Origin of the sequence: Microcystis protocystis FBCC-A270 (genome assembly GCF_050500235.1) — a bacterium.
GTDB classification, from domain to species: domain Bacteria; phylum Cyanobacteriota; class Cyanobacteriia; order Cyanobacteriales; family Microcystaceae; genus Microcystis; species Microcystis ichthyoblabe_A.
Genome location: NZ_CP191407.1, coordinates 1,767,420 through 1,792,863 on the forward strand (window position 1 = coordinate 1,767,420; position 25,444 = coordinate 1,792,863).

General features: G+C 41.0%; 22 protein-coding genes. 10 read left to right on the forward strand and 12 right to left on the reverse strand.

All coding sequences use genetic code 11. The features are described from left to right. Positions 1 to 10: 10 nt before the first annotated feature. Positions 11 to 382: a four helix bundle protein gene (locus ACQY1X_RS08630; protein ID WP_430014395.1), complete on the reverse strand. Its 372-nt coding sequence runs from the start codon at positions 380 to 382 to the stop codon at positions 11 to 13. A gap of 194 nt (positions 383 to 576) precedes the next feature. On the opposite strand from ACQY1X_RS08630, the gene hemE reads away from it, so the two are divergent. Together hemE and ACQY1X_RS08640 are read left to right on the forward strand one after the other, a co-directional pair. Continuing rightward, the gene (hemE, locus tag ACQY1X_RS08635; RefSeq protein WP_002739516.1) at positions 577 to 1,626 is read left to right on the forward strand and encodes a uroporphyrinogen decarboxylase; all 1,050 of its coding nucleotides are present in this window, start codon (positions 577 to 579) and stop codon (positions 1,624 to 1,626) included. Positions 1,627 to 1,772: 146 nt separating this feature from the next. Continuing rightward, positions 1,773 to 2,720, forward strand: a complete 948-nt coding sequence (locus tag ACQY1X_RS08640; protein WP_430014396.1) for an NAD-dependent epimerase/dehydratase family protein — start codon at positions 1,773 to 1,775, stop codon at positions 2,718 to 2,720. Between the two features lie 296 nt (positions 2,721 to 3,016). Here the strand turns inward: ACQY1X_RS08640 and ACQY1X_RS08645 are convergent, their stop codons facing one another. Together ACQY1X_RS08645 and cysC are read right to left on the reverse strand one after the other, a co-directional pair. Further along, positions 3,017 to 4,744: an ABC transporter ATP-binding protein gene (locus ACQY1X_RS08645; RefSeq protein ID WP_430015590.1), complete on the reverse strand. Its 1,728-nt coding sequence runs from the start codon at positions 4,742 to 4,744 to the stop codon at positions 3,017 to 3,019. 397 nt (positions 4,745 to 5,141) lie between these two features. Next, positions 5,142 to 5,687, reverse strand: coding sequence for an adenylyl-sulfate kinase (gene cysC / locus ACQY1X_RS08650; RefSeq protein ID WP_043999288.1), 546 nt, complete (start codon positions 5,685 to 5,687; stop codon positions 5,142 to 5,144). 316 nt (positions 5,688 to 6,003) lie between these two features. Between cysC and ACQY1X_RS08655 the strand changes: the two genes are divergently transcribed. Further along, positions 6,004 to 8,172, forward strand: a complete 2,169-nt coding sequence (locus ACQY1X_RS08655; RefSeq protein WP_430015591.1) for a transglycosylase SLT domain-containing protein — start codon at positions 6,004 to 6,006, stop codon at positions 8,170 to 8,172. Positions 8,173 to 8,385: 213 nt separating this feature from the next. Next, positions 8,386 to 9,216 carry an energy-coupling factor transporter transmembrane component T family protein gene (locus ACQY1X_RS08660; RefSeq protein ID WP_151694657.1) on the forward strand — a complete coding sequence of 277 codons (831 nt, stop codon included), beginning with the start codon at positions 8,386 to 8,388 and terminating at the stop codon, positions 9,214 to 9,216. Between the two features lie 9 nt (positions 9,217 to 9,225). Here ACQY1X_RS08660 and coaE read toward each other — a convergent pair whose 3' ends face one another. Both coaE and purC read right to left on the reverse strand, forming a co-directional pair. After that, positions 9,226 to 9,807, reverse strand: a complete 582-nt coding sequence (gene coaE / locus ACQY1X_RS08665) for a dephospho-CoA kinase (protein ID WP_002739784.1) — start codon at positions 9,805 to 9,807, stop codon at positions 9,226 to 9,228. A 61-nt stretch (positions 9,808 to 9,868) separates the two neighbouring features. Continuing rightward, positions 9,869 to 10,594, reverse strand: a complete 726-nt coding sequence (gene purC, locus ACQY1X_RS08670) for a phosphoribosylaminoimidazolesuccinocarboxamide synthase (RefSeq protein WP_016514785.1) — start codon at positions 10,592 to 10,594, stop codon at positions 9,869 to 9,871. A 337-nt stretch (positions 10,595 to 10,931) separates the two neighbouring features. Between purC and ACQY1X_RS08675 the strand changes: the two genes are divergently transcribed. Then, on the forward strand, positions 10,932 to 11,228 hold the full coding sequence (locus ACQY1X_RS08675) for a DUF7219 family protein (protein ID WP_002743720.1): 297 nt from the start codon (positions 10,932 to 10,934) through the stop codon (positions 11,226 to 11,228). 261 nt (positions 11,229 to 11,489) lie between these two features. Here the strand turns inward: ACQY1X_RS08675 and thrS are convergent, their stop codons facing one another. Then, the gene (thrS, locus tag ACQY1X_RS08680; RefSeq protein WP_002740114.1) at positions 11,490 to 13,289 is read right to left on the reverse strand and encodes a threonine--tRNA ligase; all 1,800 of its coding nucleotides are present in this window, start codon (positions 13,287 to 13,289) and stop codon (positions 11,490 to 11,492) included. A 134-nt stretch (positions 13,290 to 13,423) separates the two neighbouring features. On the opposite strand from thrS, the gene ACQY1X_RS08685 reads away from it, so the two are divergent. Beyond that, positions 13,424 to 14,344 carry a metal ABC transporter solute-binding protein, Zn/Mn family gene (locus ACQY1X_RS08685; protein ID WP_042791092.1) on the forward strand — a complete coding sequence of 307 codons (921 nt, stop codon included), beginning with the start codon at positions 13,424 to 13,426 and terminating at the stop codon, positions 14,342 to 14,344. A 301-nt stretch (positions 14,345 to 14,645) separates the two neighbouring features. Here ACQY1X_RS08685 and ACQY1X_RS08690 read toward each other — a convergent pair whose 3' ends face one another. Next, positions 14,646 to 15,749 carry a CobW family GTP-binding protein gene (locus ACQY1X_RS08690; RefSeq protein WP_069474780.1) on the reverse strand — a complete coding sequence of 368 codons (1,104 nt, stop codon included), beginning with the start codon at positions 15,747 to 15,749 and terminating at the stop codon, positions 14,646 to 14,648. Positions 15,750 to 15,851: 102 nt separating this feature from the next. Continuing rightward, the gene (locus ACQY1X_RS08695) at positions 15,852 to 16,289 is read right to left on the reverse strand and encodes a DUF4079 domain-containing protein (protein WP_045362843.1); all 438 of its coding nucleotides are present in this window, start codon (positions 16,287 to 16,289) and stop codon (positions 15,852 to 15,854) included. A 4-nt stretch (positions 16,290 to 16,293) separates the two neighbouring features. Here ACQY1X_RS08695 and ACQY1X_RS08700 point away from each other — a divergent pair, with 4 nt between their 5' ends. Then, complete coding sequence (locus tag ACQY1X_RS08700; protein WP_430015592.1) at positions 16,294 to 18,930, forward strand: M1 family aminopeptidase; 2,637 nt, start codon at positions 16,294 to 16,296, stop codon at positions 18,928 to 18,930. A gap of 38 nt (positions 18,931 to 18,968) precedes the next feature. Here the strand turns inward: ACQY1X_RS08700 and ACQY1X_RS08705 are convergent, their stop codons facing one another. Beyond that, on the reverse strand, positions 18,969 to 19,586 hold the full coding sequence (locus tag ACQY1X_RS08705) for a 7-carboxy-7-deazaguanine synthase QueE (RefSeq protein ID WP_430015593.1): 618 nt from the start codon (positions 19,584 to 19,586) through the stop codon (positions 18,969 to 18,971). On the opposite strand from ACQY1X_RS08705, the gene ACQY1X_RS08710 reads away from it, so the two are divergent. The 3 genes from ACQY1X_RS08710 to ACQY1X_RS08720 all read left to right on the forward strand — a co-directional run bounded on the left by ACQY1X_RS08710 (position 19,563) and on the right by ACQY1X_RS08720 (position 22,797). Further along, a complete protein-coding gene (locus ACQY1X_RS08710) occupies positions 19,563 to 20,120 on the forward strand; it encodes a Ycf51 family protein (protein WP_430015594.1) in 558 nt (185 codons plus the stop codon). The genes ACQY1X_RS08705 and ACQY1X_RS08710 overlap by 24 nt on opposite strands. 19 nt (positions 20,121 to 20,139) lie before the next feature. Next, entirely contained in the window at positions 20,140 to 21,249 is a 1,110-nt protein-coding gene (locus ACQY1X_RS08715) for an iron-containing alcohol dehydrogenase family protein (protein ID WP_430015595.1), read from the forward strand. 549 nt (positions 21,250 to 21,798) lie between these two features. Further along, positions 21,799 to 22,797, forward strand: coding sequence for a hypothetical protein (locus ACQY1X_RS08720; protein ID WP_430015596.1), 999 nt, complete (start codon positions 21,799 to 21,801; stop codon positions 22,795 to 22,797). 67 nt (positions 22,798 to 22,864) lie between these two features. On the opposite strand, the gene ACQY1X_RS08725 is transcribed toward ACQY1X_RS08720, so the two are convergent. From ACQY1X_RS08725 to ACQY1X_RS08735, 3 genes are read right to left on the reverse strand one after another with little or no spacing between them, the layout of a single operon-like run. Continuing rightward, on the reverse strand, positions 22,865 to 23,731 hold the full coding sequence (locus tag ACQY1X_RS08725; RefSeq protein ID WP_002739646.1) for a hypothetical protein: 867 nt from the start codon (positions 23,729 to 23,731) through the stop codon (positions 22,865 to 22,867). Positions 23,732 to 23,749: 18 nt separating this feature from the next. Continuing rightward, positions 23,750 to 24,394 (reverse strand): hypothetical protein, encoded by a 645-nt coding sequence (locus ACQY1X_RS08730; RefSeq protein ID WP_002739853.1) that lies wholly within the window; start codon positions 24,392 to 24,394, stop codon positions 23,750 to 23,752. A 3-nt stretch (positions 24,395 to 24,397) separates the two neighbouring features. Continuing rightward, positions 24,398 to 25,426 (reverse strand): GUN4 domain-containing protein, encoded by a 1,029-nt coding sequence (locus ACQY1X_RS08735; protein ID WP_002750179.1) that lies wholly within the window; start codon positions 25,424 to 25,426, stop codon positions 24,398 to 24,400. Positions 25,427 to 25,444 lie beyond the last annotated feature (18 nt).

The following is a 25,444-nucleotide window of genomic DNA, read 5'->3' on the forward strand; positions in this document are numbered from 1 at the left end:
GGTGTGGGGGTTATTTATTTTCAAGGGCACGAATCAAAGTTAGCAGGAGTCGGACCACTGATTCACATTGATTAAGAATAGGATTGACGCTCTGAGGGGAAGCTAGTTCAACTCTTTGAGAGATTAACCAATGAGTCTCCAACTCTTTGAGAGAACCTTGAGCTATGTACAAAAATTGGATGTATTCTCCCCTGGTTTTGCGTCCATACCCCTCGGCAATATTCGCTGCTATTGACACCGAAGCTCGGCGAATCTGTGTTGTCATCCTATAAAGCTCTTCTTTGGGAAAAGTTTTAGTGAGACGATAGCAACTTTCAGCTAAATTTACGGCCTCCTGCCAAACTCTTAAATCTCGGTAAGATTGAATTTTTGAATCCGCCATAGATTTTATCAACTTATCCCTATAGCCTACACTCTACACCCTGTCTCAACCCAAAAGATTGTACTACAATTTCCAGTACCCAGTTTCAATGCAAAGAGGGATAACTTTCGTTAACAATTCTTAAGGAAAAACCAGAAAAATTAGCTGTACGGGGGATGATACCGTAGAAAAGGCAATAGAATAATCATCCTGATATGACTGACTCCCCTGAAATACCTTATTTATTACGCGCTGCCAAAGGAGAAATCTTACCCCGTCCTCCCGTGTGGATGATGAGACAAGCAGGACGTTATATGCAGATTTATCGGGAATTGCGGGATAAATACCCCAGTTTTCGGGAAAGATCGGAAAATGCCGATTTAGCGATCGAAATCTCCCTGCAACCTTGGCGTGCTTTTCAACCGGATGGGGTGATCATGTTCTCCGATATCCTCACTCCCCTAGCGGGAATTGGTATTCCCTTTGATATTATCGAAAGTAAGGGGCCGATTATCGATTCTCCCATTCGTACTCAAGCGCAGGTGGACCAACTTAATCCCCTCGATCCCGATCAGTCTTTACCTTTTATCAAAACGATTTTAAAAACCCTACGTCAAGAGGTGGGAAACAAATCCACTGTCCTCGGTTTTGTCGGAGCGCCTTGGACTTTAGCAGCATACGCAGTGGAAGGGAAAGGTTCTAAAAGTTATTCTGTGATTAAAGGTATGGCTTTTTCGGAACCCTCGGTACTGCACCAATTTTTAGATAAATTAGCGGATATGATTGCCACCTATGTCCGTTATCAAATTGATTGTGGGGCGCAAGTGGTACAAATGTTCGACTCTTGGGCGGGTCAATTAACTCCCCAAGATTACGATGTTTTTGCCTTACCCTATCAACAAAAAGTAGTTCGTTTGGTGAAAGAAACCCATCCCGATACACCGTTAATTCTCTACATTAGTGGCAGCGCCGGCGTTTTGGAAAGAATGGGTAAATCGGGGGTTGATATTATTAGCGTCGATTGGACCGTGGATCTGGCCGAAGCGAGACAGCGTTTAGGTAAATCGATGATGGTTCAAGGTAATATCGATCCGGGGGTTTTATTCGGTTCCCAGTCTTTTATTCGCGAGCGGATTATTGATACTATTCGTAAAGCAGGTAATCAAGGTCATATTCTTAATTTAGGTCATGGTGTTTTGGTGGGAACTCCTGAAGATAACGTGCGTTTCTTCTTTGAAACCGCTAAAGGATTTAGTTATCAATAAAGTTACTCAGGGAACAGGGGATGGGGAAATGGGGAAATGGGGGGATTCAACTAATACCCCAAAACCCTAAAACCCCAACACCGGTTTTTACTTTTTACTTTTTACTTTCACACTGTCCCCTAAATTCTGCCGTATCAATTAAAATAATGAAAAAGATATTTCTAACGGGTGTGAGTGGCTGTATTGGGCATTATATCGCCGAGATTTTACTGGAAAATCCCGACTATGAATTATATTTTTTATTACGTAATCCAGAGAAGTTAAAATTTAGTTACCAAGGGCGATCAAATGTTCATATACTTTTAGGCGATATGCAAAATATTGGGGTATATGCCGAGCTTTTAAAAACAATGAATATAGCGGTTTTAATCGCTACCAGTTGGGGAGGAGAGGAGGAAAGTTATCAAATTAATGTGGTAAAAACCCTAGAATTAATTAGTTATTTAGATGCTCAAATCTGCGAGAAAGTCCTCTACTTTTCCACTGCCAGCATTCTCAATCAAAATAATCAACCTTTGCCCGAAGCTGGGGAAATAGGAACTAATTATATCCGCACTAAATATATTTGTTATAGTAAATTTGCTCACCTAGAAATCGCCGATAAAATTATCACTTTATACCCCACTTTTGTCTTAGGTGGTGACGAAAATAAACCCTATTCTCATATCTATGGGGGTTTACCGGATGTGTTGAAATATATCGGTTTAGTGCGTTGGTTTCAAGCTGATGGCAGTTTTCATTTTATCCATGCCAAAGATATAGCTCAAGTGGTGAATTATTTAATCGAAAATCCCGCACCAGAAAGCAAAATTGTCCTAGGCAATCAACGCACAACAGCTAACCAAGCAGTGGAGGAAATCTGTACTTATTTAAACAAAAAAATCTATTTTCGCATTCCTTTATCTTTAACCATTGCTAACTTTTTTATCAAAGTTTTTAACTTGCAGATGGAAGCATGGGACCGTTTTGCGATGAATTATCGCCACTTCACCCACATTAAAACCTATACTCCTGCTGATTTTGGTTTAAAAAACCATTGTTCCACCCTCGATGATGTTTTAACCCTGCGAGGAATTCCTCGAAAAAAACCCTAAGTAGAGGGGACGGAAAAATATGTGTAATTAATTCTGTCTGGATACTTACAGCGTTTCCCTAAAGATGAAGTCTAACCTAATTCCGCGACTGACTCCCCAAAACGAAAACTTCCCACCTCACCATTAAGATAACTGCTCTATCGGTGATTCTTGAATTAGTACAAGTGTATGAACAACCGCGTGTAAGCATCCCACCGAAAAACTAATGCGCGGGGGGTTTGGGGGGTTCTACCCCCCAAAAACTTGGCTTGAATGATAAAATCAGAAATAATGCCCAACTCTTAACGCCAAATAGACTAATCTTGAAATTGTCTAGCATGAAATTGAGCGTAACGACCATTAAGATTTAATAACTCCTCGTGATTACCCACCTCGATAATTTCACCCTTTTCTAAGACTAAAATACGGTTAGCTTTTCTGACAGTTGCTAATCGGTGAGCAATAACAAATACCGTGCGCTCCGTCATAATTCTTTCTAAAGCTTCCTGCACTAAAGCTTCCGATTCCGAATCGAGCGCGGAAGTCGCTTCATCTAAAATTAAAATTCTCGGATTAGATAAAACCGCTCGCGCGATGGCGATTCTTTGTCTTTGTCCACCCGATAAATTAACACCCCTTTCTCCCACATAGGTATAGTAACCCTGGGAAAGTTCACCGATAAATTGATGAGCGTTGGCAATTTTTGCCGCTTTTTCCACCTCTTGCAGATTAAAATCTCCCTGGCCAAAAGCGATATTTTGGGCTATAGTACCAGAAAAGAGAATATTTTCCTGCAAAACTACGCCAATTTGTCGCCGGAGACTTTTTAAAGTCACATCACGAATATCCACCCCATCGATTAAAATCTTGCCAGAAGTGGGGTCATAAAAACGCAATAAAAGATTAACTAAAGTGGTTTTTCCCGCTCCCGATGCTCCCACTAAAGCAATCATTTCCCCAGCGTGTGCAGTAAAATTAATATTTTTTAAAACCTGTCTGTCCTCATTGTAAGAAAAATTTACTTGACAATATTGAACTTCTTTGCTGTGGAGTGGCAGATTGATCGCATTCGGTTTTTCGGTAATTGTTGGCAAAATAGCTAACAATTCAAAAATCCGATCCATGGAGGCTTGACCCTGTTTAAATTGATTATAATTACTGGTAATATGGGCGATGGGATCGATTAACATTGCCACCGCCGCCACATAACTAACAAAGTCAATTCCAGTTAAATTCTTTTGGGAAATTTGCCAACCAGCGAGAAAGAATAAAAAGATGACACCGAGAGCTTGTAAGAATCCCACCACGACGTATTGTAAAGCTTTGGTGGATTCTGATAGGTATTGAGCGCGGCGATTTTCCTCCGCTTCTTGGGCAAAAAGCTCGGTTTGATAATCTTCAGCTGCGAAAGCTTGCACCACGCGAATACCGCCAAAAACTTCGGTTAATAACGAAGAAAGATTAGATATTTTCGCCTGGGCGCGACGAGCATATTGTAATAATTTTTCGCCAAAAAATCCCACCAAAACTCCCAACAAAGGAGCGATAATAATGACAGCGATCGTCAATTGCCAGTTAACAATAAACATATAGGCAAAGACGACAATTAACTGTAAGGCTGAGGGAATAAAATCATGGAAAAATTTGTTAATTACTTCCCCAATGCGATCGATATCTTCCGTTAAACGATAGGATAAATCACCAGTTTTTGCCGTTTCAAAGTAATTTAAGCCGAGGGTTTGCAGGTGTGCATAAACTTTTTTTCTTAATTCCAGGGCAATTTTTAAAGAAGCTTTTGCCATCAGGGAATCTTGCCCATACTGAGACATTCCCCGCAGTAAAAAAACCACTGCCCCCACCCCCGAAAGTGTCGCCAATGCCTGCACATTTCCCTCACCGATATATCTGGCCATTTGTCCGGCTAACCAAGCTAAAATCGGCCAAAATACCGTAAATCCGATCGTACAGATAAACGCCAAAATAATTGTTTGGGTTTGGGGACGGAGATAGGGAATGAGGTTCCAATAACTAGAGCGAGATTTCAAAATAATTTAGCACCTTTAAATATTAAGTATTCCTGCAAAATTAATTTGCTAGTCGAGACAGTTATCAGTTATCAATTATCAGTTATCAGTTATCAGTTATCAATTATCAGTTATCAGATTTAAGTTTTAAGTGAGCAGTATTAAATAGAAGTTTCCTACTGTCTTTTCACTGTTTACTGTTTACTGTTTACTGTTTACTGATCACTGTTTACTGATTACTGTTTAGGCACTCTTGCACTTTGACCAGAGGGTTAGGGAGAGGTATAATTAACCTTGCTTAGGTACTGAAGAAAAGGAGATTAACTAACAAATTTGCCTAAGGGGTTAATCGGGGTGTAGAGACGTTTTTAGTCCACGTCCCTACGATATTTTCCAATAATACAAAGTTATTCTGGGATTAAACCGCCACAGCTTGATGAATGTAGCCTAATTCCGTCAATTTGTTCCAGACTTTGGCGACACTTTCCTCTAAAGTCTCTAAATCAGTGCGGCATTCCACTTCCGGGTTAAAAGGTGGTTCATAGGGATCATCAATTCCCGTAAAAGACTTGATTTCGCCAGCACGCGCTCTTTTATATAATCCTTTCACATCGCGATCCTCACAGACGTTTAAGGGAGCATTCACGAAAACTTCGACAAAATTGCCGATTTTTCCCCGTACTTCCTCGCGAATCTCACGATAGGGAGAAATAGCCGAAACTAGGACAATCACACCGTGACGGGTGAGCAAATTAGACACAAAACCAATGCGACGGATATTTTCATCGCGATCCTCTTTACTAAATCCTAAACCTTTGGTGAGGTTCGTCCGTACTATATCGCCATCGAGAACTTCAATGGAATAACCTTCAGCGATTAATTTTGCCTGTAATGCCTCGGTAATCGTGCTTTTCCCCGCACCGCTCAATCCCGTTAACCAAACCGTCACGCCGCGCTGTTTCATAGTAATCATTAATAATACTTAAATCCTGTTTAGCGTACCATATCTCAGTGATCAGTGATCAGGAGTCAGGAGATAGGAGTCAGGAGTCAGGAGTCAGGAGTCAGGAGATTATTTTATTTATTCTCCCTACACCCTACACCCTACACCCCACACCCTACACCCCACACCCTACACCCTACACCCCACACCCTACACCCTACACCCCACACCCCACACCCCACACCCCACACCCCACTTCCCCAACCTGATTGAAACAAACAACCTGTCACCACGATCACTGATAATGTATGTTGAGTTACTGTCTTGAATTAAGGTAATGTTTAAGAAATTCCCCCCTCACACCCCGCTCATTCTTGGACTAGGTTCTGGGGTTGCGCTTTTTACTCTCACCAGTCTCTTTCTCTTTCACCCGAAAATTCTCGCTTGGCTCGATCGCAATAGTGCTTCGGTTCCTAGCCAAGATCCTAACCAATCCTCTGCCGTAGTTGATAGCGCTTCCTTACCACAAACCGAGCGAGATGTCAAGTTAAAAGATGTTGCTGATGCCAATGCGCCCTCTTTAGAGCGTAGTCGCGCCCGCTATCTCTTGGCTATGGATTTATTGAGAAAATATGAAGGCGGTCCGGCTTTAAAACAATTAGAAGGCTTAGAAAAACAATATCCTGTCCTCGCTCCCCAGATTCTCCTCAAACAGGGACGCGCCTACGAATTAAGCAATGATAGTGAAAGAGCGCGAGAAATTTGGCAAAAATTACTGGAAACCTATCCCCAATCGCCCGTAGTGGCGGAAGCTTACTACTCTTTGGGCAAATACGACCCCAGTTATCATGAAAAATTGCTCAAGGAATACCCCCGACACCCGCGCACTTTGGCTTTAATTCGCCAACGTCTTCAAGAAAATCCCGATCAATTTCCCTTATGGTTGCAGTTAGCCAAGGCTAATCCTTTTGATCCTACCCTCAATCAGGCCCGCGATCGTTTGGTGAAAGACTACGCCAATCAGTTAACTCCGGCGGATTGGGCAATGATTGGGGCGGGTTATTGGCAGTCGGGATTGTACGAAAAGGCCTATAAAGCCTACGCTAAAGCCACTCCTAGCCCCGAACAAGCCTATCGTTACGCCCGCGGGCTACAAATTGCCAAAAAACTGCCAGAAGCTCGCATCGCTTACCAAAAATTAATTAAAACCTATTCCCAAGCCCCAGAAACCGGTTTAGGATTACTGCGACTCGCCCAAATTTCTCCTAACCGCGATGCCGTAGCATATCTCGATCGCATTGTCAAGCAATTTCCCGATCGCGCCCCGGAAGCTTTGGAAGCGAAAGCCAAATTACTCAACTCAACTAATGCTCAGGCCGCTAGTCAAACATGGCAGACTCTATTAAATAAATACCCAAAATCCGACGAAGCCGCCGATTATCGCTGGTTAATGGCCCAAAGAGCTGCTAAATCCGGTGATTACGCCAAGGCGTGGCAGTGGGCGCAGCCAATTGCGGTTAATAATCCCGATAGTCAAACTGCCCCGAAAGCGGCCTTTTGGGTGGGAAAATGGGCGCAAAAACTGGGCAAAAACCAAGAAGCAAAACAAGCTTTTACCTACACTATTTCTCGTCATCCCCATTCCTATTATGCTTGGCGCTCGGCGGTTTTATTAGGTTGGGACGTGGGGGATTTTACCACTGTCCGCTCCTATAATCCTACCACCGTCAAACCCGCCACTCGTAACGATCCCCCCGCCGGTTCGGAAGCTTTCAAGGAATTATATCGAATTGGTGAAGATACGGACGCTTGGAATCTCTTCCAAGCAGAAATTGTTGATCCTTGGAATTTAAGCGTTGACGAACAATTTAACCTCGGTGTCTATAAACTCTCTCGCAATCAAAATTTAGAAGGAATTAACCTGATTTGGCGCTTGCGAGAAAGAGATACCCCAGAGGAAAAGGAAGCCTGGAAAGTCCTGCGACAAAATGATAAATACTGGCACGCTTTATTCCCTTTCCCCTACTACGATAGCATCCTACAATGGTCTAAAGATAGACAATTAAATCCCCTGCTAGTGACAGCTTTAATCCGGCAAGAATCCCGCTTTGAAAAAGAAATTCGTTCTCCTGTGGGGGCAGTGGGATTAATGCAAATTATGCCCGATACAGGTAAATATATCGCGGGTAATACTGGCAATAAAAGTTATTCTTTAACCAATCCCGAAGATAACATTATGATGGGGACATGGTATCTCGATTATACCCATGGCAAATTCGCCGGAAATTCACTTTTTGCCGTGGCTAGTTATAACGCTGGACCTGGGGCAGTTTCTAAATGGAAACAGCGTTTTGATTTTAGCGATCCCGATGAATTTGTCGAGAATATTCCCTTTAGAGAAACTAAGGGTTATATAGAATCGGTGTTTGGTAATTATTGGAATTATCTCCAGATTTATAACCCTGAAATTCAAGAGCAAATGAACAGAATTGCTAACCCTTCCTAGTAGATTGATGGGGATGGGTAATTAACTCATTTCCTTAAAGTTATAATTAAATTGAAGATATATCCCCCCTTAATCCCCCCTTAATAAGGGGTGTGCCGATCCCCCCTGCCCCCCTTAATAAGGGGGGTGCCGATAGGCGGGGGGATCCCCCTTAATAAGGGGGGCATCTGACAGTTTTTAACACCTAGCTACTTACTAACTTTTTTCCTAATTATGCAATCATTTAACTGGCAAACCGTCGATCAAGATTCTCCTTTTACTCGCCTAGATTTTCGGACAAAATTAACCATGATGATCGTGGTTACTCTTATCGCTTTTACTTGGGAAAGTCCCCTCGCTGGCGGTTTTCTAACTCTTATTGTCGCTTTAGCTTGTCTCTGGGCTGGAGTAAAATGGTCTTATCTCCTCACCATTTTAAAATTCATGGCTCCCTTTTATCTATTCTTATTAATTACCATGGGATTTTTTAATGTGGAACAGGTAAAAGCTTTAACGGGAAAAACTGAATTAACTCCCTTATTAACTGTCGGTTCTACTAAAATGACTGTGGAGGGAACCCTCTACGGTTTAAATGTGATCTTTAAAACTCTCACCATGGTTTTAATTATTCCCCTCGCTATTTTTACCACTGATATAAATCAGATGATGGTGAGTTTAACTAAAGCCAGAATTCCCTACAAAATAGTCTTTATTTTTTCCTCTACCCTGCGTTTATTTCCTCTCCTAGTAGAAGAATCTCGATCGATTATTTCTGCTCAAAGATTACGAGGATTAGCAATAGAAAAAATGGGTTGGCTGCAAAAAGGAAAAATTTACGCTTCTATCGCTGTACCTTTAATTTTAAACGCTATGGCTAAATCGCAAAAATTAGAGGTAGTTCTACAAGCTAAAGCTTTCTCTGGTGATCCCGATCGCACATTTTTACAGGAATCAATCTTAACCAATAAAGACTATTTATTAATTATTGGCTTTCTATTTTTATTGGTTTTGGCAATTATTCTCTATGTAAAATTCGGGGTGGGAAAATTTGCCTGGTTGTTTTAAAATTAATCCCTATTGTATAGCTCGATCGATCTGGGTATATAAAGCTTCTAAATCCCCGGAATTGTCCAAAACAATATCAGCTAAGGCAATTTTTTCGGCTAAAGGCATTTGATTATTAATCCGAGCGATCGCTTGTTCCCTAGTTAAGTTATTTCTAGTCATTAAGCGTTGAATTTGTTGCTCGAAACTGCAAGAAATCACCCAAATCTCTGTGACTAAATGGGTTAATTTGGCTTCAAACAATAAAGGGATAGAAAAAACAACTATCGGGGCTTCTAACTGCTCTAAATGCCGATTAAAACATTCTCTAACGTAGGGATGAATCTGACTTTCTAACCAGATTTTTTCCTGGGGATTATTAAAAATAATCTCTCCTAACTGTTGGCGATTAAGGGAATTATCCTCAGTTTTAACTTTTCTGCCATAACGCACAAAAATTCTCTCTAAAATTGCCGAACCTTTTTCCACTGCTTCCCGGGCATAAATATCCGCATCAAGGACAGGAATTTTGTAGATATTTTCTAAATAATTGGAAACCGTGGATTTACCACAGGCTATTCCCCCTGTTAACCCGATAATTCTTCTTGACATAAATTATTAAATTGCTAATCTCAATTAAGGTGCGTTACGCGCTCGCTAACACACCCCACAGTTATAAACTCTCTATCTGTTGTAAAACTCTTGCTTGTACTTGTTGATAGGCAGTTTCCACATCTCCTAAATCGCGACGAAAACGATCCTTATCGAGAATACGCGCTTGGGCATCCTCTTGGGTTTTATCCCAGAGACGACAGGTATCGGGGCTAATTTCATCACCTAGATAAATTTTGCCCGTTTTATCAACTCCAAATTCTAACTTGAAATCGACGAGAATAATCTGGCACTTATCAAAAAATTCCTGTAGATATTGATTGATTTGCAGGGCTAAATCTCGTAACTGATTGACTTGCTCCTCGCTGGCAATATCAATCACTTTTATGCGATCGGGCGTTAACAAAGGATCGCCTAAAGCATCATTCTTGAGGTAAAATTCTACAAGAGGAAAAGGTAAAATTTTCCCCTCCTTTAATCCCGTTTGCTTGCACAAACTCCCGGCGGCGATATTTCTGACTACTACCTCCAAAGGAATGATTTTAATCGCCTTGACGCGCATTTCCCTAGAACTAGGGCGATCAATATAATGGGTAGGTATTCCTAGAAATTCTAACCATTGAAATAGGGCAGTGGAGACAGTACAGTTAATTTCCCCTTTGCCAACAATTTGCCCGCGTTTTTGGGCATTAAAAGCGGTGGCATCGTCTTTGTAATAAGTAAGGAGAATATCGGGATCATCGGTTTGATAGAGAATTTTGGCCTTGCCTTCATAGAGTTTTTCCATAGTTATCATCCTCGGCAATTGATAAACGAAAATCGATGGTTAATCAGATAGCGGCAGCAGCAAATTTTGGCGATCAACCTAGATAAAAAATTTAGATCATCAGGGAGATGATTGTTGAGAAAAAATAATGTATAATTGCTGCTTAAAGATAACTGTCAACATTTTGCGACCGAATCTTAACCTATAACCAAAAAGTGTCACGATTTAAGTGTCAATTTTTGGCGAATCAGCCAAGTTTTTACTTAAATCCTCAATCATAGCCAACAACTGATATTATCTCCCATTACCATTACCGAAAAATCTAAAGAAATTCCGCAAAATTACCCGCCATCGCCCTATGAACCAGAATCCTCCTAACGATGATAACCCGAATCTCCCCGATCGCCGCAAGGAGGATTTTCTCTATCCTCGCGCGCCCTACTATGGGGAATTTAAGCCAGAAAACTTGCTATTTAACGCCAATTTACAGGAATTTGCCCAAAAAGTCAGTTTTATTTGTAATCTGGAAACGGGGGGCAAAATCAGTTCTCTAGAAGCCTACCAAAAAATTAAAGCCCTCTGGAAAGACTTAAAACAGAGCAAAAAAGGACTGGGGATTGGGGAAAATCCCTTTCAAAAAGATGATGATACCTAAAGGATAATCAGGAAAAATCGGGTGCATCTCAATTTTGTAGAAATATCTATATTACAGGGCGCACGCGGTGCGCCCCTACTATTGGCGCAATAATATTATTGTAGGGGCGAATTGCATTCGCCCTCTTTGAATAACTGCTGCTGCTCACCATAAGTGAGAGAAAGTCACAAATATCAGATGCACCCGAAAAATCTCCTGGGTTGATCAAAAATACTGGGACAGAAATATTTTCTGTCCCCATAGAATTAGATAAGCAAACGCTTAAAAATTACCGTGATTTTGGATGGCACTTTCTAATTTTGCCACCACTTCCTCGACGCTAATTACTCCTAAATCGCCCGTGGCACGGGTGCGAATACTTAAACTATTACCTTCCATTTCTTTTGCCCCCACCACTGCCATCACGGGAATTTTTGCGGTTTCAGCATTGCGAATCATTTTACCCAAACGTTCGCCACTGGTATCGGTTTCGGCCCGAATTCCTAACAACTGCATTTTCGCTGTCACCTCTTTAGCGTAATCCAATTGACTATCACTAACCGGTAATAATCGTATCTGGACAGGGGCTAACCAAAGAGGAAAATCCCCCGCGTATTCTTCGATTAAAATACCGATTAAACGTTCCAAAGAACCAAAAGGTGCGCGATGAATCATCACCGGACGTTTACGATTACCATCTTCGGCAACGTATTCTAATTCAAAACGTTCGGGTAAATTATAATCTACCTGTACCGTTCCTAACTGCCATTCTCTTTCGAGGGCATCTTGGAAAATAAAGTCTAATTTTGGACCATAAAAAGCCGCTTCTCCGGGGGCTTCAAAATAATCCATCCCCAAAGTTTGCACCGCTTTTCTAATCGCCGATTGTGCCTTTTCCCAAGCTTCATCGGAACCGATATACTTATCCGATTCGGGGTCACGAAAACTCAATCGCGCCTTAAAATTCTTTAACTGTAAACTCTTAAACACCGTCAAAATTAAATCAACAACGCTTAAAAATTCCTTGTCTAATTGTTCGGGAGTGACAAACAAATGGGAATCATCGACGGTAAAACCGCGAACTCTAGTTAATCCTCCCAATTCTCCCGATTGTTCGTAACGATAAACTGTCCCGAATTCTGCCAAACGCATCGGCAATTCCCGATAGGATCTCAAATCACTTTTATAGATTTGAATATGAAAAGGACAGTTCATCGGTTTGAGGACAAATCCTATTTCTTTACTAGCAGATTCCTCATCGTCTGCCATCATGGGAAACATATCTTCTTTGTACTTTTGCCAGTGACCGGAAATTTTAAACAAATCCACGCGAGCAATATGGGGAGTAACTACGGGTAAATAACCGCGTTTTAACTGTTCTTTTTTGAGAAAATCTTCTAACAAAGAACGAATTAAAGTGCCTTTCGGTGTCCATAAAGGCAACCCCGGCCCGACAGAATCAGAGAAAATAAATAAACCTAATTCTTTGCCTAATTTGCGATGATCCCGTTTCAGTGCTTCTTCCTTACGGCGCTTGTATTCGGCTAATTGTTGGGGATTTTCCCATGCCGTGCCGTAAATGCGCTGTAATTGGGCTTTATTCTCATCCCCGCGCCAATAAGCACCCGCTACCGTCTCTAATTCGATCGCTTTCGGGTCTAGTTCACTTGTATTACTTAGGTGCGGACCGGCGCACAAATCCCACCAAGCGTCACCAAGATGATAAAGGGTGATGGGTTCTTGAATTCCCGCCAGAATTTCCAGCTTATAGGGTTCATTAATCGCTTTAATGCGCTTTTCCGCCTCTTCCCGAGAAACTTGCTCGCGAATCACCGGCAGTTTTTTATTGATAATTTTGACCATCTCTTTTTTGATGTCCTTGAGATCCTTATCGGTAAAAGGTTCCGGCACATCAAAATCGTAGTAAAATCCGGTTTCAGTCCAAGGCCCGATAGTAACTTGGGCTTTCGGGAATAATTTCTGCACCGCCATGGCCATAACATGGGAGGTGGTGTGACGAATGCGCTTGAGGTGGTCGGATTCGCTGGTTTTCGGTAGTTTAATCGGGGCTTGGTTATCCATATCTCTTCAATTTACACCTTCTCTATTCTCTATTTTAATGGTAAAAGGAGTCTTTAGTCAGGAAAAAAATCAAGATAGATATCAATGCCATTTACCCTCATCTCTAACCCCTAAACCCTCATCTCTATTTCTCGATGAAAAAACTAATTTTATCCTGTTTATTTTTGGTATTGGTTGCTTGTCATGCCTCGGTTAATACTACTGATAACCAAAAACCCAAGGTAATCTCCACTAGCACAATTATCGCCGATTTAACCGCACGAGTGGGCGGTGAAGAAATTGACCATCAAGACATTTTAAAACCCGGGGATGATCCCCACGTTTATGAACCAGTTCCCGCCGATAGTGTGGCTTTAGAAAAAGCCGATTTAATTCTCTATAACGGTTATAATCTCGAACCGGGGTTAATTAAAATGATCAATTCTACGGGAATTAAAGCTAAAAAAGTGGCTGTGGGAGAAGCAATCAAGCCTTTACAATTGGAAAAAGAGGGGCAGAAAGTCCCCGATCCCCACGTTTGGGGTTCAGCAAAAAATGGTATAATCATGGTGGAAAAAATCCGAGATCAATTGATTGAATTAAGTCCCGAAGATAAAGAGATTTTTACCCAAAATGCCGCCCAATTAATCGCAGAATTAGAAAATCTTGATCGCTGGATTACTGTGGCTATTGAAACTATCCCCCCTTCCCAAAGACAATTAGTCACCACTCATGACGCTTTTCAGTATTATGCTCATGCCTATGGTTTAAAAGTATCGGGAACTTTAATTGGTATTAGTACCGAAGAACAACCAAGCGCCCAAACGGTGAAAAATTTAGCCGATGCTATTAAAAATCTCAAGGTTGCTGCTATCTTTGCCGAGACGACTATTAATCCCGCTTTAATTACCACTGTAGCCGAAGAAGCGGGGGTGAAATTAGCACCACAACAATTATATTCTGATTCGATCGGTGCGGTGGGTACTAGAGGGGATAGTTATGTAAAAATGCTCAGGGAAAATACTCGCTCGATCGTGGAATCTTTAGGAGGAAAAGTACCTCAAGAAGGTCAATAGACCTCTTGTAAAAATCAAAAAATTGTCCTTAGAGTCAGGAGTTAGGAAGGCAGAAATACCGACAATCAGCAATTATCGGTGACTTTTAGATGATGACAAATAGATCAGCAGCTGCCTGTAAGCATCCCACCGAAAAGCTAATGCGCGGGGGGTTTGGGGGCGGCGCCACGCCCCCAACGGGGGGTTTGGGGGGTAGAACCCCCAAAAGCTTGGATTGAGGGAAAAAATCGAAAGTAACGCCCGACTTTAGCAGAGAGTTTCCCCTTAAAAATCCCAACTTAGTAGATTTACAAAGCGGGGTTTATTTCCCAAATCCTTTACCGCGATTGACAGCAGGTAAACTGAGACAATTGTTAATCTGTTCTTTTAGGGTTTCATGATCGAGATTTTGACCGATAAGAACTAGCTGATTTTTGGGAGTACCTTTCCATTCGTCATCTTCGAGAGTGAAACGCTTACCACTGAGGTGGAAAATATGACGTTTAGGACTTTCATCAAACCAGATAATACCCTTAGCGCGGAAAACGCTTTCTGGTAACTGATTATCGAGGAAATATTGGAACTTCCGAATCGAAAAAGGTTGGTCACTAGCAAAGGAAATAGAAGTAAATCCATCCACCTCTAAATGATTGGAATGGTCGTGATGATCATGATCGTGATCGTGGTGGTGATCATGGTCGTGATCATGATCGCAATGCTCGTGATCGTGGTCGTGGTGATCATGGTCGTGGTGTTCTTCTTCTGTGTCGAAATATTTATCCGATTCAAATAGTCCGACGCTGAGAATTAAGGGTAAAGGGACTTGACTTTTGCTAGTACGAAGAATTCTCGCTCCTTCCTTCATGTCCCGGATTCTTATTTCTAAAGAATCCACATCCGCTTCATCCACTAGATCGGTTTTATTGAGAACAATAATATCACCGTAGGTGATTTGACTTAAGGCCGCTTGCGAGTTGAATAAATCAAGACTAAAATTGGCACAATCCACCATAGTGACAATGGAATCTAAACGGGTCATTTCCCGTAATTCCGTCCCTAAAAAGGTTAAAGCTACCGGTAAAGGATCGGCCAATCCCGTGGTTTCTACGACTAAATAATCGATTTTTTCGGGACGTTCGAGAATTTTATAAACTGCTTGAATTAAATCCTCGTTAATCGTGCAGCAAATACAGCCATTATTTAATTCTACCATGCTGTCATCACTGCTGATAATCAGTTCGTTATCGATACCGATTTCACCGAATTCATTGACAAGAACAGCAGTTTTTAATCCCTGTTGATTGCTGAGAATATGATTGAGGAGAGTAGTCTTACCACTACCAAGAAACCCAGTAATAATTGTTACCGGTAGCCCTTTTTTTGGCACTGACATCGTGTTAATAGCTTGTGATTCGACGGTTTGCATAATGATTTGGGGGTGAGTATTCTGTCACTAAAAAGCGATTTTTCGGGATGAGATGGCTAGTTTTTCTTGATCAAACAGTCTCCACTCGATCGCCGACTATTTTTATTGTAGATATTTTTGGACCACATCCCATCCTGTTAGGGTAACAAAAAGAAAACCCAGAAACAATAAAAGATTAGTGCCGATGTGGAGAGACCGCGCTAGAGGTGGACGAGTTGTAATGTTCAGGCCGCTAATTGCCGAAACAAAAACCAGAAAAACCACCGATAAACCCGCTATCAGGTGGGAAGAGTGGCCTAAACTGCCATAATGACCGATTGTTCCCACTAATCCGATTCCCAGCAGAATTAAGACCAAAGCAACCATGATCAGGCCGCTGAGGAGATGAAAGGGTCTTAACCATTTCGGTCGAGATTGGCCCGCAAGTCGTCGATAACCCATGTTTACCCCCGAAACTGCCAGTAAAAAATAGGCAAAGAGGGTAAATCCCATCGACCAAGCGGCAATTTTCCATAACCAGAGAAAGGAGGGGAGATTCATAGGGGTGGGATTATTGTTAGCAAGGAAAGGGACGACCGATCGTGTTAATTTAAGTTTACCGGACAAAAATCAGCAAGTTAGGGCTAATATGTCTCATCTCACCATCGACACGGAAAATAATCAGCGTCAACCCTTTGAATTACCCGGGGCTAAACCCCATTATAACCCCGATCGACCCGGACAAGTTAATCATATTTTTCTCGATTTAATTATTGATATTCCCCGACAAAGTTTTCAGGGCAGCTGTCAGATTACCCTCACCCCCATTCGTCAGGGAATTAGCAGTTTAACTCTGGATGCGGTGGATCTAAATATTAATTCTGTGTTCATTGAAGGTATCAGTCAACCCTTTGACTATGATCGTTCTCTTCTGACCATTCATCTGCTACAACCCACCACCGATAAACCGATTATCCTGACGATTAACTATCAGGTTAAGCAACCGCAACGTGGATTATATTTTATCAGACCCGACGAATACTATCCCGATAAACCGATGCAAGTTTGGACCCAGGGAGAAGAGGAAGATTCTCGCTTTTGGTTTCCCTGTTTTGATTACCCTGGCCAATTAGTCACTTCTGAAATTCGGGTTAAAATTCCCCAACCCTATATGGCTGTTTCTAACGGGGAATTAATCTCAGTGGAACCCGTTGGTGAAGACAGAATTTATCACTGGTCACAAAAGCAAATTCATCCTACCTATTTAATGACTCTTGCGGTGGGAGATTTTGCCGAATTATGCGACTCATGGAATGGTGTTCCTGTCACTTATTATGTGGAAAAAGGACGGGAAGAAGAGGGACAAAGAAGTATGGGTAAAACTACCCGCATGATCGAGTTTTTTAGCCAAAAGTTTGGTTATCCCTATCCCTATCCCAAATACGCGCAAGTTTGTGTAGATGATTTTATTTTTGGTGGGATGGAAAATACTTCCACCACAATTTTAACCGATCGCTGTTTAATTGATCAAAGAGCCAGCATCGATCATACTTGGACAGAAAGCTTAGTTGCCCATGAATTAGCTCATCAATGGTTCGGTGATTTAGTGGTGATTAAACACTGGTCTCACGCTTGGATTAAAGAGGGAATGGCTTCCTATTCTGAGGTTTTATGGACAGAATCGGAATACGGAAAAGCTGATGCTAGTTATTATTTATTAGGGGAAGCAAGAAGTTATTTAGAAGAAGATACTTCCCGCTATCGTCGTCCGATTGTTACTCATGTTTATCGAGAAGCGATCGAACTTTATGATTGTCATCTCTACGAAAAAGCTGCTTGTGTTTATCACATGATCCGCTCTATTTTAGGGGAAGATTTATTCGAAAAAGCGATTCATACTTTTGTGCGGGATAATGCCCATAAAACCGTAGAAACCGTGGACTTATTACGGGCGATCGAAAAAGCGACCGGGTACAATTTATTATTCCTCTTTGATCAGTACGTTTATCGCGGTGGTCATCCCGATTATAAGGTGGCCTACAGTTGGGACAATCAGAATAATTTAGCCCAATTAACTGTCACCCAAACCCAGGACGAAAAGGAACTATTCGACTTGAAAATTCCCGTCGCTTTTGCCTATCTCAACTCTGAGGATATTACCTACAATCTGCGGATTCACCAAAAAGAACAAAGTTTCTATTTTACCCTAGCACAAAAGCCCGATTTTGTCAAGTTCGATCGGGGTAATAATTTCCTCAAAACCGTCACTCTTGAGTATCCCATAGGCGAATTAAAAGCGCAATTACAACAGGATCCCGATCCAATTTCCCGTATCTATGCAGCGACGGCCATTGCTAAAAAAGGCAGTTTAGAAGCGATCGAAGCTTTAGGGACATCCCTAGAAAATGAGCCTTTTTGGGGGGTGCGTGTGGAGGTTGCCAAACAGTTAGCAACTCTTGGTTTAGATCAGGCAGTTACTGCTTTAATTAAAGGTTTAAACGACGAAAAAGCCCAAGTACGTCGGGCAGTTGTCGAGGGATTAAGTGAAATTAAAACCTTAGATAGTTATAACGCGCTTAAATCCCGATTAGAAACTGGAGATGCTAGTTATTATGTGGAAGCGGCCACAGCGCGAGGATTAGGCTCCATGGCCGTGGGACAATTGCAAAATCAAGAAGGGGAAATTATTGACCTGCTCAATCATATTTTACAGTCAAGAAAGGGGTGGAATGAGGTAGTAAGAGCGGGTGCAATTGGCGGTTTAAGCCAGTTAAAAACCTCGCCGGCGGCTTTGGAGTCAATTTTGACCTACACGGCTTTAGGCACACCTCAACCCCTGAGATTAGGCGCTATCCGCGCCCTAGGAGCGATTTCTTCCGGACAAACCACCGACAAATTAACCGTAATTTTGGAACGTTTAGAAACCATTGCCAAGGAAACTTTTTTCTTGACACAAGTGGCAGTGTGTAACGCTTTAGGACAGATAGAAAATGCCAAAGCTATCGCTATTTTACAAGCTTTGAGCGATCGAACTCCCGATGGTCGCGTTCGTCGTGTAGCGGAGGAAGCAGTACAAAAAGTCCAGAAAAAATTAGGTTCCGACAAAGCAATTCAGGAAATTCGCGAGGAATTAGAAAAAATGAAACAGGAAAATCAGGAACTTAAAAGTCGTTTGACCAAATTAGAGGCGAAAAATAGTTAGTTAACCTGAGTTATCAGTTATCAGTTATCAGTTATCAGTTAGCGGACTCCTAAAAACTTATGGGTTTGGAGACTGAGACGCCATTGGGGATGCCGAAGAACATAATTAAAGACTAACTCTTTGCTTTCTGCTGTATTCCATTCGGGTTGTAGATATTTAATCACCCCTTCCGATAACTTACTTTCCTGCATAGCTGCCCAGTCTAAATCCTCTGGATGAGCCACGACAATTTTTAACTCATTCACCTGTGCATAAATACTAGGATCGGGCATTTTATAAGTTTTAGGAGAAAAAGTCACCCAATCGAAAACCCCAGTAAAAGGATGAGCGCCAGAAGTTTCTAAATGTACCCGTAAACCCTGATTTTTTAATTCCTTGGTCAAAGGATCAAGATTGTGCATCAAAGGTTCACCCCCGGTAATCACCACCATAGCGGGGTTAGCCCCTTTTGCCATCTCAACCAATTCCCCCAGGGATTTTTGGGGATAACGGTGGGCATTCCAAGACTCTTTTTGGTCGCACCAAGGACAATAGACATCGCAACCTCCCAAACGGAGGAAAAAAGCATTGCTTCCCGTCCAAAAGCCCTCGCCCTGCACGGAATGGAAAGTTTCGACAACAGGATAGGTACAATGGTTTATGCTAACCGTTTTCATAGAATTAGTATTATAGAAAATATGGACATTCCCCTGAACTTCGCCAAATACACCCAATGGTCTGGTATTGCCACGCTGGTTTTTTTGGTACTTACGATTATCGCTTTTCTCGTCGGTTGGGGAATCCGCTTTCGTCTCGTCGGTATCACTAGCTTTATGGCTGTGTTGACGGTGGGGATTTTCGGTCTTGGGTTAGGATTATTTACCCGTACCGAAATTCCTGGAGCGGTGAGATTCTCCCTTGTCTATGATAACGGAGCTAATCAAGCTGTTATCTCCCTGCCCAATACTGTTACTCCCGAGCAGGTGGAAGCAACCCTAAAACAAGCCGCTAGTGACTTGTTTTCCTCCGGTCGCGCCGGTGCTGGCGGTAATAATCAATTTATCATTAGCGCTCGCACTCTGGTTCACCCTCAGCCCGGTTTATCCGCTCCTTTGTACCTGGGACAGATTAAAAAATCCTTCTCCGCCCCGGGGGATAATACTCCTGAACTACAGCTTTTTCCCGAAAGTTTCGCTAAAATTAGCCAATAATCCTTGAGGTTGTCAAAAAATGTCCAATGCTGTCGCTGTTTTGCCCCTGTTAATCGCCCCCGCACAAGTGATTCGGGGTGACAATGCCCTAGAAGAATCCACCGGCAAGTTAGCGGATTTGGGCAAACGTCCCCTGGTGGTGGGCGGCGATTGCAATTTAGCTTTTTTGTCATCTCCCCTGAAAAATCTCACCCCCAGCTATCACAGTTACGCCCCCGATTGTTCGGAAAATTCCTTAGCATATTTAAAGGCATCTGTCAAGAGTCATGAGGCAGATTTTATCATCGGTGTGGGTGGCGGCAAGGCCCTCGATACGGCCAAATTACTCGCCCATCAGTGCCATTTGCCGATCGCCACGATTCCCACCTCCGCCGCCACTTGTGCCGCTTGGACAGCCCTATCTAACGTCTATTCCGACGCGGGGGCGTTTCTTTACGATCTGTCCCTAGCCCGTTGTCCGGATTTATTAATTCTCGATTACGGTATTATCCAAACTGCCCCGAAAAGAACCTTAATCGCCGGTATTGGCGATGCGATCGCTAAATGGTACGAAGCTTCCGTCAGTAGCGGTCATTCCACAGAAACCCTGATCATTGCCGCTGTCCAACAGGCCCGGGTTTTGCGGGATATTCTTTTCCAAAAATCCCCAGCAGCCCTGGAAAATATCGGCGGGGAGGACTGGAAACAGGTGGTAGATGCCACCGTTTTATTAGCCGGAGTAATTGGTGGTTTAGGGGGCGCTAATTGTCGTACCGTGGCCGCCCATGCAATTCATAATGGTTTAACCCATATTCCCGCTTGCCATCACGCGCTCCACGGGGAAAAAGTCGCCTACGGAATTCTCGCCCAATTGCGTCTAGAAGAAATAGTTTTGGGTAATCAATTAGCAGTATCGGCCCGGGGGCAACTAATCCAGTTTTATGAACAAATTGGTTTACCGAAATCCCTAGAGGATTTAGGATTAAAAGATGTTTCCCTTGCCCAGTTGCGCCACGCGGCCGCAATTGCCTGTCAGCCTAATTCGGACATTCATCGTCTGCCTTTTACGGTTTCCCCGGAACAAGTTATGGCGGCCATGGTTTCCACTACCACTGCCGATACAATCGGGCAGAAAGTTAAAGCTAATTAAGGGCAATATTTTCGGGATTTATTAATAATGAAGGTTATCGAAAATTTGGGTTTAAAACCCCGTCCTTTTAGGACGGCTTTGTGCTACGATTGTAGTGGTATAGAAAACCCACCCTATTAAGTATTTTTAAGAAGACCTATCTATGGAACTAAAACCAGTACCACAAGAAATTGCAAATGCCGGTGTGCGGGCCTTGAAGACTGTTTGCTTGGCATCCAATGAAAATCAACTCTCTGAATTGCAGCCGTAGGGTGCGTTCCCTAATGCAAGTCCTACTGCTCCACCGATCGATTTTGGGTAACGCACCACGCACATTCTATCTACCGATAGCGATCGCTAAGGGTCGAATAATTGTAAATTTTTGTCAAGAGGTGCGGTCAGATTGAAGAATAGTTGTTATAACACCAGAAAACTCGTGTTATTTCAGCCTATTGTCAGGAATTTAGTTAAACAAGGTTTTTGGCAATGTGCTATGGCTAACACGCTTTTGGGTATGATATGGGGAAATTTTTCTTGCGATTGCACTAAAATAGATGGATATACAGAAAGTTGACCCATATCGTTACCGTAGAAAGTGTTATACAAAATAATGACGGACATTTATTTTTATTACAATTTAGGGTAAAACTTATGGTTTTGAAGGATGGTTTAAGTGATGATGAGTTTAAAAAATTGATTGAACGACTTTCCTATAGAAAACAGTATAATCAAGAGGTTATCACTCTTGATGCTGTTAAAGAGAGTCTTCAAGAACTAGGATTATCTGACTTATTAATGGATAATGACATTGAGGAGGTTCGCAGACAAGTGAATAAAGAATTTAAAAAACAACAAAGAAAAAATTACCTAATATTTGCTTCTGTTTTATTAGTTTTAACTATTCCCTTATCTGCTTTTGGCGGCTATAAATTTAAGGAATGGATTTCCAGTTTTTTTCAGCAATCTAGCAATTCCGATTTAGTTCAGTTATCAGAAAAATTAAATACACTTGAGTCGGAAAACAAAGATTTGCAAAGAAAAATAAAAGAGCTTGAAGATGAAAATCAATCTTTAAAAGGTTCAAATGTACCCAGTCCCTCGGCTTCATTCGCACCTGATAATGAAACTGTGTCAGAGCCGTCTTCTTTTAATACGGATAAGATTGTTAAAGTCCAATCTTTAATTTTTCAGTTCAAAGAATGCCAAAGATCAGCAATTTCTTCAACACTTCAAAATATTAAGTGTTCTCTTTTGGTGACAAGTACACAAGATAAAAACAAGCTCTATATACACGGAAATTATAATTCTAACAATAGAAGTCGAATCATTGAGGATGGCAAAGAACTAATTGCAACCAAAGTGGATTTTGGCAGTAATTCTGGCACTTATCAAGCCGACAATATTTTGATTAAAGATACTCCTATTGAGGTTATTATTACTTTTGAAAACGTTCCACAAAGTATTAATAAAGTTGGGGTAATTGAAGTTAGTTCTTATCTAGAAAGTCCTGAATTTAATGATAATGTTAAGGCCGAATTTTATAATAAAACGTTATCAAGTTCTCAATAAGTTTACTGGAGGCCATCGTGCCAGTGAAACTCCAGTTCTCTACCTGATTATGGTTTAACTGTTTATCTCAGTCACTTAAAGTTTGTTTGATAATTTTCCTGAGTTCTTTCCATACTATTTCACCTCTGAAAAACTCCCAAGGTTTAGACTCTAACACTTCTTCGTAAAAATAAACTTGCTTTTCATTAAGAGTGTAAACAATTGGTACAATATACCATAGAAGATCTACCGTTTCTTCAAAGGGATTTGTCTCTGTAATTTGTTGTTTTGTTTTCTCATCTATGAAGTTTGTCATAGAGATAGAAAAACAAATATTTGTAGGTATCTTCAAGTTAAAAACAGTTTGTAAAATACTAGAAAAGTTAGAGTTTTTTTTGGCGTAATTGAAACAATTCGTTGCAAACTCTCTTAATGAGTTATCATTAACAGAAGAAAAATAGGAAAAGATAAAAAAAGCTTCTCCTCTCATTGGCAGACCACCAATTGATGTTTTAAAACTAGCTGCCTTAGCTACTTGTTTAAAAACTTTGCCATCATAGATAATATCATTGTAAATGGATGAGCAACCTTGACTGATAAGTTTTGGTTTGACTTTTACTAAGTATTTAGTGATGCAATCTTCGTTGCTATTGACGTAATCAAAGTTTTGATAAAGTGAATTCCTCGCTTTTCTTAGTGATTCACAGCCTGGATTTTCTTCACATAATTTGGTGAATACTTGTCGTAATTGCAGAATATTAAGAGAATTACATTGACAAATAAAGTCTTGAATGATAATCCGTAAAGTTTGTTCATTCCTCAAATTTGCTGTAGAAAATCCCCCTTCCCAAATGATAGCAATAAAAAGAGAAGGGTTAGATTCATAGAGAGAAATTAAATCTCTAATAATTTGATTTTTGAGAGAGCCTAAATAAGATTCAAAAGGAGTATTCATAAATTAAATGTTTAACTGCTATATTTGGTTTGAGGATTTTTCTTGTAGCAAAGCACTCACCAATTGCAAAACTTTACTATTTGGATTTTCTTTATGTAGTGCTTTAAATATTTTAAACTGATCGTTAAGTTTCAAAGTATAACAACGATTAATAAATTGAAAGACAATAACTTTGGGTGCTTGATTTTGAGGAATTGTTGCTAAAGGAAACCCTGCTGACCCAACAGTTGCTTTAAATAGTTCGCTATCTGCTCCGTAAAGTTCTGACAATTCCTTTACCAAAACATCTTTGGTCAAAAAACCAGCTTCCTCAAGTTTTTCCTTTTGTCGATCAAGTAAAAGTGAAAACTTATCTTCAAAATTTTCAGAATTTTGCAATAATTCTTGATTTTGCATAAGAATAGTAAAACAAAATTGTATTCCTAAAATAAATTGTTCTCGTAATTCTTTTATTTCAGTTTTTGTCTCAAAGATAGCATCAAGAGACTTACGAGTAAGGCTTTGACCTTCGGCAATCATTGCATCTAGTTTGGCCTCACGGGAGTTCTCTATTTGATCATCATAAAGACTCAAGACAAACTCAACAGGAACTCCAAATGGGCCTACTACGGAAGCAAGAGATTTGGCGATCGCTCGAAGGTAATTAGGTATTTTTTGAGACATAATTTAAAATTGTAATAAAGGAATACTGATTACTTTTTGCTGGAGAACTGAAATAAAAGTATCTTCGGCAAAATGTTTGTCACCTAAATTCAATGTCCAAGCACTAAAATGGAAGTCTCTCATTTGCTTTTCTGTGGGATATGCTTTTTTCCCCTGTAGCCAAGGTAAATGACCGATTGGAGCGTCCAAATGCCAAGTCAGATCATTGTAACCTAACCACCGTCCATTTTTTCGCCATCCGACACGATTCGCAAAAGCATAGTAATCTTCCCCTTCTTGTTCATAGATACGAGCTTGAGTGGACAAACCAAATTTGTTGTGGCTATACTTTTTCCAAAGATTATCAAGAATAATTAAGTCATTATCAGATATTCTTTTAAGTTCAGTTGATGATAAGGCCTCATTGGGAATTTTTACAACAGAAAAATGAGAGGTTGATGTAAATTCTGGTTTATCGGTAGCTTTATAAAGAAGCCTGATCGTTTCCTGATCAGCTTCTAGCCAACTTTGTGCTTCTAGGAGTTGGCGAAGTTTGCTATAGCTAACCCCTTTATCAGAAATCAACTTATCTCTGTTTAAAAAATCATTTACGCTTTTTTGATCTTTAAATTTAAGCGTTGTTTTTTCTGACAAGTGAGGTAAAAGAGCTTCAATAATTGTATCTGCATTGCCGTTCCAAGTTTGGTATAGTTTATCATTGAGTAACGGTAAACTTTCTAATACCTTTTGTTTTTGTTTATTATCTGAAAATAAGGGAAGTACCTTAGTTTGGTCGGAATAAATTTCCTGATTGAGGACGGCAAAAAGCTCTCGCTTAGGAAAATTTTTGTTTAGAAAAGCTTCGCTCAAGACAACGATCACAAAACGAGAGATTCTTAAACCCTCATTTACTTTGGCTGTAATACTATCTCCCCATTTAATTTCAGCCCGATCATACCAAAAAGTAATGTCAGCTTTTTCTAAGCCTGAAACTAAAGGTTCCACAATCAGGAGTTTGTCTTCACTGGTATGACAAATAAATACGTCTTTCATAGTCTCTTTTACAAATGA